The organism is Rickettsiella grylli, from assembly GCF_000168295.1.
GTDB classification, from domain to species: Bacteria; Pseudomonadota; Gammaproteobacteria; order Diplorickettsiales; family Diplorickettsiaceae; genus Aquirickettsiella; species Aquirickettsiella grylli.
In genome coordinates this window covers 139,406-152,729 of the sequence record NZ_AAQJ02000001.1, presented here as the reverse complement: position 1 = coordinate 152,729, position 13,324 = coordinate 139,406, and the positions used below count along the sequence as shown (strand labels likewise).

12 protein-coding genes, 1 tRNA gene and 1 pseudogene are annotated in these 13,324 nt (G+C 34.7%); 5 read left to right on the top strand and 9 right to left on the bottom strand.

Annotated elements, in window-relative coordinates; genetic code table 11:
- Nucleotides 1-106: 106 nt before the first annotated feature.
- Nucleotides 107-556 carry a pilin gene (locus RICGR_RS08010; RefSeq protein ID WP_006034654.1) on the bottom strand — a complete coding sequence of 150 codons (450 nt, stop codon included), beginning with the start codon at nucleotides 554-556 and terminating at the stop codon, nucleotides 107-109.
- Between the two features lie 297 nt (nucleotides 557-853).
- Between RICGR_RS08010 and RICGR_RS00745 the strand changes: the two genes are divergently transcribed.
- The 5 genes and pseudogenes from RICGR_RS00745 to RICGR_RS00725 all read left to right on the top strand — a co-directional run.
- Nucleotides 854-2,242: an ankyrin repeat domain-containing protein gene (locus RICGR_RS00745; RefSeq protein ID WP_006034906.1), complete on the top strand. Its 1,389-nt coding sequence runs from the start codon at nucleotides 854-856 to the stop codon at nucleotides 2,240-2,242.
- Between the two features lie 242 nt (nucleotides 2,243-2,484).
- The gene (locus RICGR_RS00740) at nucleotides 2,485-3,735 is read left to right on the top strand and encodes an HBL/NHE enterotoxin family protein (RefSeq protein ID WP_006035665.1); all 1,251 of its coding nucleotides are present in this window, start codon (nucleotides 2,485-2,487) and stop codon (nucleotides 3,733-3,735) included.
- A 47-nt stretch (nucleotides 3,736-3,782) separates the two neighbouring features.
- Nucleotides 3,783-5,117 carry an HBL/NHE enterotoxin family protein gene (locus RICGR_RS00735; protein WP_006035943.1) on the top strand — a complete coding sequence of 445 codons (1,335 nt, stop codon included), beginning with the start codon at nucleotides 3,783-3,785 and terminating at the stop codon, nucleotides 5,115-5,117.
- 11 nt (nucleotides 5,118-5,128) lie between these two features.
- Nucleotides 5,129-5,902: a hypothetical protein gene (locus RICGR_RS00730; protein WP_006035025.1), complete on the top strand. Its 774-nt coding sequence runs from the start codon at nucleotides 5,129-5,131 to the stop codon at nucleotides 5,900-5,902.
- Between the two features lie 316 nt (nucleotides 5,903-6,218).
- Nucleotides 6,219-6,663, top strand: a pseudogene (locus tag RICGR_RS00725) (transposase); the annotation flags it as partial.
- 44 nt (nucleotides 6,664-6,707) lie between these two features.
- On the opposite strand, the gene RICGR_RS00720 reads toward RICGR_RS00725, so the two are convergent.
- From RICGR_RS00720 to RICGR_RS00685, 8 genes are all read right to left on the bottom strand, one after another.
- Nucleotides 6,708-6,783 (bottom strand) — tRNA-Thr (locus tag RICGR_RS00720).
- 545 nt (nucleotides 6,784-7,328) lie between these two features.
- Nucleotides 7,329-8,546, bottom strand: a complete 1,218-nt coding sequence (locus tag RICGR_RS00715; RefSeq protein ID WP_006035464.1) for an aminotransferase class I/II-fold pyridoxal phosphate-dependent enzyme — start codon at nucleotides 8,544-8,546, stop codon at nucleotides 7,329-7,331.
- Between the two features lie 19 nt (nucleotides 8,547-8,565).
- Entirely contained in the window at nucleotides 8,566-9,372 is an 807-nt protein-coding gene (locus RICGR_RS00710; RefSeq protein WP_050763953.1) for a methyltransferase, read from the bottom strand.
- A gap of 208 nt (nucleotides 9,373-9,580) precedes the next feature.
- On the bottom strand, nucleotides 9,581-9,964 hold the full coding sequence (locus RICGR_RS00705) for a response regulator (protein WP_050763951.1): 384 nt from the start codon (nucleotides 9,962-9,964) through the stop codon (nucleotides 9,581-9,583).
- A 20-nt stretch (nucleotides 9,965-9,984) separates the two neighbouring features.
- Nucleotides 9,985-11,238 (bottom strand): PAS domain-containing sensor histidine kinase, encoded by a 1,254-nt coding sequence (locus RICGR_RS00700; RefSeq protein WP_081441652.1) that lies wholly within the window; start codon nucleotides 11,236-11,238, stop codon nucleotides 9,985-9,987.
- Between the two features lie 233 nt (nucleotides 11,239-11,471).
- Nucleotides 11,472-11,852: a hypothetical protein gene (locus RICGR_RS00695; protein WP_240992169.1), complete on the bottom strand. Its 381-nt coding sequence runs from the start codon at nucleotides 11,850-11,852 to the stop codon at nucleotides 11,472-11,474.
- Between the two features lie 11 nt (nucleotides 11,853-11,863).
- Nucleotides 11,864-12,097: a response regulator gene (locus RICGR_RS00690; RefSeq protein WP_040615060.1), complete on the bottom strand. Its 234-nt coding sequence runs from the start codon at nucleotides 12,095-12,097 to the stop codon at nucleotides 11,864-11,866.
- A 291-nt stretch (nucleotides 12,098-12,388) separates the two neighbouring features.
- Nucleotides 12,389-13,273: a hypothetical protein gene (locus RICGR_RS00685; RefSeq protein WP_006034672.1), complete on the bottom strand. Its 885-nt coding sequence runs from the start codon at nucleotides 13,271-13,273 to the stop codon at nucleotides 12,389-12,391.
- Nucleotides 13,274-13,324 lie beyond the last annotated feature (51 nt).

Here is a 13,324-nt window from a genome sequence, read left to right as displayed (position 1 = left end):
TTAAGAGACCGACAGTATAGTTTAAGATCAAAGAAAACCTAAATCTTAGAATGTGTAATCCTTTCGATTAATGCAATTTAAGAAAAAATGACTGTACGCGTAGAATTTATTCTCCCTTACATAAACCAGCTAATAGACAGGTTCCACTAACCTCCCAACGTAACTGACCGTTTGTTTGAAGAATAGGCGATAAAATATAGGTAAAATGATCAACCTTATTAATACGAATCCGCTGTGAGGTTGCTGTGATTTTCCCATCTTTACCCACTTCCACCGTTGCAATATATCCTTTATTCTGATTTTCTGCTTTAAAATTACTGGGGATCCCATTTTGACCCGGGGTACTGCATGCGGCCAAATTATCATTTTCATGCATACACGTTGTCACTGCCAATTTAAATGGGCCTGTCGCTTGAAGAACCTCGGCAAACTTAGCACGATTACTATAATTTTGATAACTGGGTATGGCGATGGCCGCTAAAATACCAATAATCGCAATAACAATCATGAGCTCAAGTAACGTAAGGCCTTTTTGCTTTCCTTTTGCTAAATACATATATCACGCCTTTGTAAAAAACTGATCTATTTAGTTTAACAAGCTACGCCCATTTAAACTAGCTTCTCATCAATAAAAATTGAAACGCTTCGATTACTCAGTAACAAACCTACCCAAAAAAAATAGACTGGTGCATTTTTCTCTACTTCATTCAGACCAGAAAATATCTTAAAAAATATTATTTTTATTTATTATAAAATAAATAGATATAATCTACTCAATTCAATTATTATTTAATATTTCATTAATATTTAAAAAATATAATTCATGGATAAAAACTAAGTAAGAAGGGTGGATATGCCATTACATTTTTATAAAACATTTAAAGAAAACTGTCTAAAATTAGTTAGACGTTTAAAAATAATTGGAATGGATGTGCATGCCACTGATGCGAATGGATACACCCCGTTAGATAGAGCCTGTTATGCAGGCCATACTGAAATGGCAGAAATTTTGATAGAAAACGGCGCCGACGTTAACACCGCCAACATTTATGGAATCACCCCCTTATTTTGGGTCAGTGAAAAGAGTCATATTGAACTAGCGCAACTGCTGATAAAAAACGGCGCTCATGTGAATGCCATTAATGTTTATGGACATACCCCGTTATTTTGGGCTTGTAAAAAAGACTATATTGAATTCGCAAAATTACTGATAGAAAATGGAGCCGACATTAATATCACAGCCCATAATGGGGCGACCGCATTTCATTTAGCCTGTAGCAGAGGTTATATTGAACTCGCAAAACTATTAATAGAAAAAGGTGCCGATGTGAATAGCACCGACATTAATGGGTACACATCTTTAGATAGAGCCTGTTATGTAGGCCATCTTAAAATGGCAAAAATGTTAATAGAACACGGTGCTCATATTAATACCACTGATATCAATGGATTCACGCCACTATTTTGGCCCTGTGAAAATGGTCATGTTGAAATAGCAAAACTGCTCATAAGAAACGGTGCCCAGGTTAATGCCACGAATACCAATGGGTTCACACCATTATTTTGGCTCTGTGGAAATGGTTATGTTGAATTAGCAAAATTGCTGATAGAAAACGGCGCTCATATTAACCTCACTAGTGTTAATGGGTATACACCACTTTCTTTGACGTGTAAAAAAGGGTATACGGAACTCGCAAAATTACTGATAGAAAATGGCGCTCATGTCATGATAACAGATATTCATCAACGTACGCCCCTTTATTTATCCTGTGAGGAAGGTCATATTGAACTAACGAAATGGCTTATTATTTACCATCTTTCATTAAAAAATATAAAAATAGAAAAACCTGATTTTATCAAAAAAAATCAGGATCTATCTGCCTATTGGGATGAAATTTTATCTTTAAAACAAATCATTTTTTGCCAAATATCTCTGTTTGATTTTTATTTTATAAAAGATATCGGGAAATTAGAAATAATATCCTGTAATAAAGAAGTACGCGCTATAATAATGGCAGAAAATTTTATAGACCACTATCCAAATTTTGGAAAAAAAATTAAAGAAAATTTTAAAAAAGGATTATTAGCAAATAATGCTTTAAAAATTCTATCCACTATTCATGATCGTCGTGATAAACAAAAATGCTTACCGCCCGAAATATGGAAAAAAATATCAGAAAACCTTGATGAAAAAGACTTAAAAAATATAATCGAAAGTAAAAAACTTTCCTATAAATTTTAATCTTTTGAAACCAGAAAGTTTCTAAAATTAATTTTTAACTTTAATAATTCCCATAATACTTTGACATCGTCTGAAAACGTTCAAACAAAAGTAGAAAATGCAGTAATGAAAAATAAAAGATCGACTCCTACATTATGTTGATTTAAATAGTATTTAATTAAATTATTATTTTATAATAATAAATTGTACTGTATTGGTTATAACAACCATGGATAGATCAACGTCACACAAGGAAGGGACTTATGACTGCACTCAATAGAACAATTATTTATTCAAATTCAGAATTTTATCAACCCATGCTACGTTCCTACGCTGAAGCGGATGAGGATGTCATTGCTTCCGCTCTCATAAAAGAAAATATGGGGAATGTTCATACCAATTCTTCGTTAGTACAAACCTATATTGCGGCTTGTCTAACACAAAAAAATATTAAGCTCGATAAAATCAAATCGATAGAAAAAACTCAAGAAGAAACCCGTGAACATGCTCGATACTGGCTCAATTCGCTGGTCCCCAAGATTAATGCAACCTATACCGATGTTTCTGGATTTTGTAATCTATCCAGTTCGTATTGGGAAGACTTAATTAAATTAGCTGCGGAGATACAAAACGCCCACGATGAAAATGCAGAAAATTTTAAATTGGGTATTTCCGAACTCAAAGACAACATTCAAGATAAAGAGAATAAAACGCAATCACTTATCAATAAGCTCGCTTTATTTAGAACTGATTTGGAATCAGATAATCGTAACTTTCAAGCCATCGTCACTGATGCGGATCGCATCTATGCGGGTAGCGAAGGTGAACTCCAAATGACTCGAAAAAATATTGATGCGCTATCAAGTGCGATAGATAAAGATATAGGGATTATTGCAGGCGGTGCCGTTGCCACGGTAGGGGGGATCGTCATGATAGGTGTCGGTGCTATCGGAACTGTCGTCACGGGCGGAGCCGCAGCAAAATTAATTGTAGCGGGTGTCTTTACTACGTTAACCGGCGTCGCCATGATAACAGCAGCCAGTATCGATCTGAAAAACAAACAACGCGACTATGGTGAAGCTTTACAAAAAATAAAACAACTTGAAGATGAAATGGCGGCACTCGAAAATGCTAAAAATCAATTTACTTCACTCAAAAATAATAACGACAATGCTCATACTGCAGTAGAAGGTATGCGGAAAACGTGGATTACACTGAATAACAACTTTCAGGAGCTAGAAAATTTAGTGAATATTATTAACCCTGAAAGACGTTTTATGCTCGTCAATAAACTTAAAGCCGCACAGAAAAATTTTGATGATTTGAAGCAATTAGCCATCAATGCCCAAAAAAATGGAAGCTTAGAAGTAGTCGTAAATTCTGAATTAGCCAATTCGCTTCGATTTACCAAAACATTCTACTCCTTCCCTACATTAAATATCTCCACGAAGCGACTCAATAGTCCTAACGCTTGGACAGTACCGCTCATAGAGTTAGCCAATCTCAGTTATTAAAACCACTGTTAAAACGATTTCACTACTATTTAATAAGGATTAAAAAAATGAATCATTTTATTTTCAAAGATACTCAAGAACCTGCTAATGCCATCGTACAGAAGGTAAAGTCATTATCTCCTGCTGACTTTCCAATTGCCTTAGATCAACTCATGTCTACACAATGTTTAAGTCAGGCTAAATCCATTGTTTTACTGTTACAAAAAAATGTTGAATTAAATAAATTGATAGCAATAAAAACGCTACAAACTAAAATGCGTGATATTGCTCGCTCCTATCTTGATGAATATATACCTCAAATTTTATCGCTTTTAACCGATATCAGCGGTTTTTATAATTTTTTTTCGAGTTATTATCAAGACATTTATGAACTCATTCATTCACTCAATGAAACCAGTGATGAAAATGAGAAAAACGGATCGATAACCGACATCTCAGAAGCCATTCACGATTTACATTCTTTCACGATAAAGAAACAAGATAAAGCAAATGCACTCGTGACCGATTTAGAACAATACCGCGATGATCCACAGAAATTGGAAGATACTCTAAACAATACGCAAAAAACAGCCGAGCAACTTTATGTGGGCGAATCTACTGAAATTAAGGCCCTAGAAGCTTCACTGCATGAACTCAGCAAAGAAATCAATGTAATTAATGCACAAATTGCTAGTGGCGCATTACACTCAGTAAAAAATATTTTAAAAATATCTACCTCATTAGTGACAGAATATAGCCCGGAAAAACCACTCACAAAATCTGATCAATCAAAATCAGAAAAGCTAGAAAGCAAAGTTAAAATAACTGAAGGAGTTAAAGAAGAAGTTACAGCAGAACCGATACCCGTTATTAACGGTAATATCCAAGCCTTTTCTGATAATAAACCTATCCCCTCCCTACACCAAGAAAAATTGAAAACAACGTTAACACGCTATCGTGAATCCATTGAAAACCTAAAAAAATACAGCATTGAATCCAGTGTGTATTTCGCTTTAATACAAGAATGGAAAAATTTTGTTAAAAGTATTTGCTTGATTGAAGGATGCATAAAATATCTTGCGATAGCTTGGAAAGGATTAGCAGAAAATTTTGAGGCATTCAAACAAAAACTCATTTCTCAAACAGGCATGGATAATAATGACATTGATTATATGAAGCAGCAATGGTCATTAACCCATGATGATTTGACAGCGCTTTATCAAAAATCGATTTATTTTCAAAACTCAACTTATTTAGAGGTGATTAACTCAATAGAAACGTATGATCGTACTGCGGTAGGTATCCCTCGAGTCAAAAATGGACGCTTCATGCAAAAAATTATTGCCGAAAATTCTAAGGATAAATTACAGCATGAAAATTCATCAACTGAAACTATAAAATAAGGAGTCCTATCATGTCTAATTTAGCGCTCCATTCTAACCCAAGCATCATTTTTTCCGCATATTCATCCTTAGATTTATCGAAAGATATCATTCTACCACTCACTGAAAATATTCATGATTACGATCCGATTTTTAAAGAGAACTATCAGATCTTATTGAATTATTTACCGGATGTATTAAAACAAGACGCGTTAGTCATTCAACAATTTACCAGTACATTGAACTCAATCTGCAATAAAGTGCTTGAGATTAAAAATAAAACGTTCATCATTCGCAATGAACTTGGTACTATCCGTGATGGCTTAGCACAATCGATTCGGGATACACAAAGCAAACTGGATGAATTGAGTGCAGAAAAAGAGTCACTGATAGGCCAAAAACAAGTTCTTGAGAAACAAATTAAGGCTAAAAAAGCCGAAATTGATGGTTATCGGATCGCATTTTGGCTATTTAACTGGATCATTGCGATCATTTTAGAAAGTATAAAACCATTCGATGCGGCATTAAATGAAATTAAAAGAGAACTCGCTGCCAAGCAACGCGAGATAGAAAATCTCAATGACAATGAAAAACGGTCGCAACAATTATTAAATCAATCCGTCGATTTATTTAACGTCAATCTCCAACTCTTAACGCAATGCGATACCATAAAAGGTAATATTGAAAATATTCAAAGCTCGTTAAAACGATTGGATGTCGAATCTCATTTTTTAAAAGCCAAATTAACCACACTTGAGAAAGATTGGTCCAACTTAATGGAGATTGTGACACAGCATCCTCGCTGAGAGTTTGTCTATTAAAGCAATTATTTATAGAACTAATCGTAAATTATAACGGAGAAAGAAGGGTAATAACGTTGATAAGTGTGCAGACTATAACGAAGTTTGACCGCATAATTTTAAAAAGAAATGAAGTGAAATGAAACGCGCGAAAAATATCAAAAGGCGAGTGTTCATTAAACTGTGTCACAGATGATTTAACGCTTGCAACAATTTTGTAGACATTAAAAAGCAAGACGCTGATAAAACTGCGTTCAAATTCAACGGGAGATAAATAACCTCCTGTTGAATGAACGCAGTGATTGTTATAAAAGACTTCGATAGGGAAATTAATCCTGCGATGAAATATCAACGTGGCTTATTGTCGGCTTTACGGACTAAGCCGAATAACTTAAGTGCAAAACAGCTTAATAAACGCAATGAATATTCAAAACAACAGCCTGCCATTGATGCAATTTATCAATTTGAGCAAAGACTTTATCGAGTATTGATGAAGAAAACCATGACGGCTAAACGCTGCCAACGAATTATTCCCTTATTTTTAAACATGATAAAAGAACTTAAGCAAAGTCCTTTTCACTCCTTAATGAAGCTAGGAAAAACACTGTATCAATGGCGTGATGAAGTCGTACGGATGTGGCGATTGAGTAAAAGTAATGGAATAACGGAAGGGTTTCATCGTAAACTGAAATTGATTCAACGTCGCGCTTTATGGCTTTAAAAATTTTGAAAATTACCGCTTAAGCGTTAAAGTTTTATGTGCTTAATCTGCCCCCTTAAGTGGGAAAGACCCGAAAGACCCTGATTTAATTGGTGCCAACGAGACGAATCGAACGTCCGACCTACTGATTACGAATCAGTTGCTCTACCGACTGAGCTACGTTGGCAATTTTATAGAAAGAGCCGAATTGTAGTCAATTTGAGTTGGATTAGCAATTTAGTCTTTGAGTTATTCATGCCAGATGTACCAATTTTGTACCAACTATACGTTCAGAGGCCGCTTTGAGGTGATCGCTACTTAATAGAGTAATTTTTGTTTAGGGATTGAGAATAGTATAGGGGGTTGATTATTTAAAGCTTCGTGGGGTCTTTCCTTGCGCTCTCCCATTAAGACGGGTCATTCCACAGTGTACACCGGACTCATCGATAAAAATGAGTTGTGAGGGATCTAAAATGTCGAGTTTTTTAAACTGCTTACGCTTTTCTTAAACTTCTGGTTTTTTTTGCCCAGCTGGATAAAATGTTTTTTTATAGCTTAATTTTAGACGCTTGCAGACACGGTGCACTGCCATGAGACTCACAGAAATACCTCGCTTTGTTTTGTATGGTATTTCAGGGGTTTATTATAATCTTAATTTTTCGCCTAATACGGGCGATAGAGGTCAATCAGAATCCCACCTGTCAATTTTTCCGCTAATTTTGTGATGAAATATTAAATAATATCTTTAATAGTCTGACAAAGTGCATAAATATCCCGTTTGCTATGTGTTGTTGAAATTGCAATCCTTAATAAACTTTGACCCTTAGCCACGGTAGGATACATCGCTGCTGTTACAGCAAAGCCTCTTTTTTTAAGCGTTTTTGTATATTCAATGGCTTTTAATTCATCGCCTACAAGAATTCCACGAAAAGGCACTGAGCTATCTGCTTTGACACTATTTTTTATCAGTAGTGAATCAAAATAATTGACATTATCCCACAAAGCAGCTTGCAGGTGATGTATTTCTTCCGATAAATGAATTTTAGCTGAAGCAACAGCTGCATTAACAACCGAAAGCGCTAAGGGACCAGAAAAAACATACGTTGGTGCAAAACGTTTTATAAAATCGGCATCTTCTTTACTATTAAATAATAATACACCGCCTAACACCCCAAAACCTTTACCTAATGAATTAACAAGAATTAAACGGGGAGGGAATTTATAATCTAAACATTTTAGCGTATATCCAGCCCCGTGTGTACCATGTATAGAGGTTCCATGTGCATCATCGAGATAAACATAACCATTATATTGCTCTGCTAATTCAAGTAAAAATTTAATAGGTACAATACCCCCCATAGAACCGATACCATCAGCAATAATAACAGCTGTATAATCGTCTTGTTGAATTTTCTTGCAGGTATCCTCCAAATGTTGCTGATCTTTGCAGTCCACTATAATAACCCTGCCAAATTGTTCTAGTAGGCCGCGATTAATTTGGATAGAAGAATGAGCCGTTTTGTCAATTAAAAAAGTAAAGCCCTTTCCACGCACTGGAAAGCTCGGCATTTGACCCGATCCTAAAACAGGAAAAAGTCCCAAATGGGCCATATGAATCGTAGGAAATATAACAGGATAGGCACCGCAGTAAATTTTTTTTAGAAGAAATTCAAGCTCAACACAAATAACAGGCTGCATACGCGTACGCGCCGCAGCAAAAATAACACCTAATTTCTCTAAATGATCATTACTGTGCTTGACAAGCCTTTTATCTTGATCCAAACCCAAGTAAGAACAAGATACAAATTCAATTAAACAATCTCCACAGGCTAATTTAACCCTTTTTCCTTCTCTTGCTATGATCAATAAGTTATTGATTTCATCAAATGCTTTACTTTGAAAATAATTAGACTGTGCAATCTTAGCTTGCATCCAGTTTTTATCGCCCATTAAATTAACCTTTTTATACTTATAATTTTTCTCCCATCATAATACACCAGTCAGCAAAAGTATTTAACGTCATTATATTTTTAAAACCAGCTTTTGTAAGCATGATTTCTAGTTCACCTTTAGAAAACTGCTGTCCTTCAGTCCATAACAACATATTTAAATTATATGCAACCACATTTTGTGGCCCTGTTTTATCTTCATTTAACAGCATTTCGTGAATAATTATTTTTCCATTTTTTGACAAAGAAAAAAAACTTTTTTCTAATAAAAAATAGCAGCGTTCTATTGACCAATCGTGCAAGATGTCTGAATAAAAATGAAGGTCAGCTTCAGGATAAGCATCTAGCCACATATCACCTGGGTGAATAGATATCTTCTCATCCAGCTTATATTTTTGGATATAACGTTGGCTCAATTGACAAACGGAGGGCATGTCATACACGATACCCTGTAAATTATTTGATTGTAAACAAGCGTAAATAGCATGGGTACCGGCACCTCCCCCAATATCCAATAAAATTTTATGATCACTAAAAGAAAACTTATTTACCCAAGCTTGAGCAGGCCCTTTACTTTTAGCATGCATAGCCTTAGTAAAAACTTCAAGTAAAGTAGGATCGCTGCGATGCTTCTCAAATAAAGCTTGTCCCGCATAGATTTGTGGTTTTCCTTTAAGAAGGGCTTGCTTTATCGCTGAGGTAGAGCGAACCTCTTCTTGTCGAATGAGCAGATCAAACACTGCGCCAAAATAATAAGCGCCGTCTTCTAATAAGTAGTCTTTCCCATAGGGAGTTAAACTATAAAGATCATCTTCTTTAATAATCAACTTAATAGAAACACATACTGACAATATAGCCTGAGCAGATCGATAAGGCAGAGAAAGCGTTTCAGAAATAGAGACTATACTTTTTTTTTATGACCTATAGCCTCAAAAAATCCAATATCATAGGCCGCTAATAGCGTTTGTGAAATTAGGGTATGATTAATCAATTGTCTTATTAAATGGTCATCGTTAGAAATATTTAAGTTCATTATTATTCTTTATTTACATATTTATTTATAGTTGCTTGCGCCACTTCTTTGCTTAAAGGTTTCAGTATAAATTCTTGCATACCAACCGCTAATCCGCGATCTTTATCTTCCTCAGTATGATGCGCAGTAAGTGCGACAATAGGAATTATTGAACTTCCACGTTCTTTTTCTAGTTTTCGTAATTTCTTAGTCACTTCAATACCATTCATATCAGGCAGTCCTAAATCCATAAAAACGAAATCATAGCTATTTTCTGTGAATAATTTAATAGCTTCTTTACCATCAACTGTCATATCAATGGAATAACCTAACGGTGCAAGTGTAACCTGGATTATTTTTCTAGCGATCGCTGTATCTTCAACCACTAATAATTTAATACTTGTCATTTTTATTATCTCTTAGTAGATTATACAAAATCATCCGTTAATGGAATTTTAAAAGGTATAGTACAAACAAAATCAGTACCTTCTCCTAATTTACTCTTTAAATCGATCTCACCTTTCATCTCCTCTATAAACTGCTTCACAATAATCAAACCTAAACCAGAACCTTTATATAAACCCTTATTAGAAGGCGACAAACGAGAAAATTTTTCAAAAATGATATTTTGTTGCTCGAGTGATATTCCCTCTCCCGTATCTCTGATAATAAAACGAACCAGGTAGGTGTCGTCTGTTTTATCAAGCAACTCCACATGAATGGAAACTTCCCCTACCTTAGTAAATTTAATTGCGTTACTTACGAGATTGATAAGTAATCTACGCAAGCGATAGCGGTCACCAACAACAATTTTTGGTAGATCAGTAGATAAATGAGAAGTAAAAGTCAATTTTTTATTTTTAGCTGCTGGCATCTCAATTTTTACCACGCTTTCTATGATATTTAATAAGTTAAATTTTTTCTCTGTGATTGAAAATAAACCCAAGGAAATTTTAGAGAAATCTAAAATTCCATTACAGTAATCTAATAATTCTTTCGCGCATTGCGTAATGTCACCTAAATACTCTTTTTTAAGCGGATCCGTTTCTTGTTCCCATAAAAAACTAGCCATCCCCCAAACTCCATGAAAGGGCGTTCTAATATCGTGCTCCATATTTCTAATAAATTCGGTTTTTAACAAATTAGCCTGTTCAGAAATGGCTTTTTGTTCGTTTAATTTTTCTTCCAATAATTTTTGATCAGTAATATCAACGGCTACGGCTAGTACTCCTATAATTTTTCCATTTTCATATAAGGGCATTTTTTCAGTCCTTACATAATAATAATGCCCATCGGGTCTTTTGTGTGTCATTTTATTTTCAAAAACCTTTGTAACCTGATCGCGCATAACCTCCAAATCGTCTTTCCTAAACTGCTCAGCTAAGTCTTTTCCCCATTCAAAGTCGCCATCTGTTTTTCCTACAATCTCAGTCCTATCATTGAAACCAGAAACCTTAGCCAAATTATTATTAGCGCCCATATACCGTCCTTCTTCATTTTTCCAATAGATATATCCTGGTAAATTAGCAATAATATTTGCAGCAATGGGATCCGCTTCAACCATGGGAATAGAAGCATCTTTTGAGTTTGTTAGATAGTTAACTGTTTGCTCCAACAAAACCATCTGTCCTTTTTGCTGTTCAATAACGTTTTTTAGCAAACTGACTAAATCCATTGACATAGGTGCCTCTTTAGTTTTCCAAAATTTTATTGTTTATTTTTTTAATGCTTTCACTCACTTCAGAACCTAAGCCTTTATCACGAATATCCAAGCCGTATAATATAAGGTTATTGCATATATAACCCTAAGAAACGCGCGCACTGCCAAACTCTCGAACCAACCGTCATCAGAATCTCGGCTTGCCATTTTTTCTTCATGTTAATTACTCCTAGGGTATAAAATGAGGTTTTGTATTATTCCTCATAGAAAAAGCCTCTGCTTGTTAAGGACCACTGTAGATATTCGTCCATAATTTTCACAAATTGCTGTGCAATGGAACATAATTGGTAAGCGAGCTTCCTTTCCTCAATTTCTGAAATAAAAGATTTTTCTTCCTGTTGTAGAAACGTTTCTATCTGCTTCTTCAACATTCTTAGCTGGAATTTATATTTTCTTCGATAACCTGGCAGTAAAAGACATTCATTAATTGTCTGTTGAAGATTTTTAGATAAAATGGGTTTTATTAAGACAAGGTCTGCTCCTAAAGCTAAACATTCTTGTTCTAGTTGCTGGGCAGCATGGGCTGTATACACAATCAACGGTGCGGGCTGATTAAAGTCACATTCTCTAGCCACTTGAATTACCATTACAAACCATTGCACCAGACTAATCCGGCAGCTAGATCCATGAAAATTAAGTTGTAAGCTTTACTATTTATTAAATTAATAGCAGTCTTAGCGTCTTTTGCTATTTCAATTTGATAACCTAATTTAGATAAATGATTTTTTAATAATTTACGACAAAGTCCATCATCTTCTACTAATAAAGCATTACAGATAATTTGTTTACTTACTTGTTCTTTTTGTTTATTGTTTTCCAATTTATTTCCTTTATTAGCCTGGTGGAAAATAAAAAAATCCCTAAAATTTCAGGGATTCCTATTTAAAATTTATAAATATTTAAATAATATTAACATTTGTTTTGTTATTTTTTATTTAATAAAAAATACAAATACAATATTTTTAGTGTATTTTCTTTAAAACACATAGTCAAGACAGGAATAAAAAATAAATATGTTGGGTAATAAAATATTTACCTATATAGAAAAGACTAAACTAAAATTCAAGGAGTGCTGATCCAAATCATAAGCGCATTACAAACTACATCTTCTTTAATTTTCTACAATCACTACAGGATCTGAATTGCGATCCCAGTGATTATTCCAAAATTCAAACCCTTTAGTATGAGCAGAAGCTCCATCCTTTAAATTATTTAAAAACAAGTCTCTCTCTGGATTGGAAAAATCTCTCGGAAGAACAATTTTAATTTGACCAATGACCAAATCTTTTCCGCTGCACGCTGAACGGTACGGAACGGTTAAGAAATAGGTTCCTCCCTCTCGTTCTCGGTTTTCAAATGCTTGAATGATTAGCGCTTCCTTATACTCATCCGGTTGCGTTAAAAAAGCATCAAAGGCAAGTAATGCATATTCACCACTATAAAGAGGAATCGTGTCATAACGTTCTCGCGCTTTGGCGGCTGCACATTCATAGGAGGAGCTTTCAAAACGCTCAATCCACGCTTCGTCTGTTTTTTGAATAGCAAGCAATGGTGAAACATTCCCACCATTTAGACCTTCTAGAGACCAAACCATATGTGCTGTATAGAAGCCAACAAACTGAAAAAAATTATACTTATTATGACCGACCATTGTTTTATGAATCTGAACAGAAGCTTTCAAATTATTTTGTGATGGATCGCGGATATAGCGTGACGTCTCACCCTCTGAACATTCCCATTCAAGATGGTCATCATCGGTAATTTGGAAGTAAGTTTTTTCTTCCCGGGGAGCTGAAGGCTGATCGGTAATCAGTATATTATTTTCAACGCGATAGGTAAGAAACATTTTTTGCTTCTTCTGTTCGCTAAGAAGACTATAAATAAGTTGGCCATCCTCTGTAAAATGAAGCTTCACATTTCCAAATTTTCGGATTGATTCGATATCCTCTGGATCACTTATCCAAGTGCCCAGCAATAATTCACTACTCGTTTTCATTATTTTTTCTCTTAATTTTTTGTAATTAAATCGATTAAGTGCATTTTTGTG

Bases quoted from the DNA above. Each gene is read 5' to 3' on its own strand.
- RICGR_RS00700 (WP_081441652.1), bottom strand. From the start codon at position 11,238: ATGTCAATGGATTTAGTCAGTTTGCTAAAAAACGTTATTGAACAGCAA.
- RICGR_RS00685 (WP_006034672.1), bottom strand. From the start codon at position 13,273: ATGAAAACGAGTAGTGAATTATTGCTGGGCACTTGGATAAGTGATCCA.
- RICGR_RS08010 (WP_006034654.1), bottom strand. From the start codon at position 556: ATGTATTTAGCAAAAGGAAAGCAAAAAGGCCTTACGTTACTTGAGCTC.
- RICGR_RS00730 (WP_006035025.1), top strand. From the start codon at position 5,129: ATGTCTAATTTAGCGCTCCATTCTAACCCAAGCATCATTTTTTCCGCA.
- RICGR_RS00740 (WP_006035665.1), top strand. From the start codon at position 2,485: ATGACTGCACTCAATAGAACAATTATTTATTCAAATTCAGAATTTTAT.
- RICGR_RS00735 (WP_006035943.1), top strand. From the start codon at position 3,783: ATGAATCATTTTATTTTCAAAGATACTCAAGAACCTGCTAATGCCATC.
- RICGR_RS00715 (WP_006035464.1), bottom strand. From the start codon at position 8,546: ATGGGCGATAAAAACTGGATGCAAGCTAAGATTGCACAGTCTAATTAT.
- RICGR_RS00705 (WP_050763951.1), bottom strand. From the start codon at position 9,964: ATGACAAGTATTAAATTATTAGTGGTTGAAGATACAGCGATCGCTAGA.
- RICGR_RS00745 (WP_006034906.1), top strand. From the start codon at position 854: ATGCCATTACATTTTTATAAAACATTTAAAGAAAACTGTCTAAAATTA.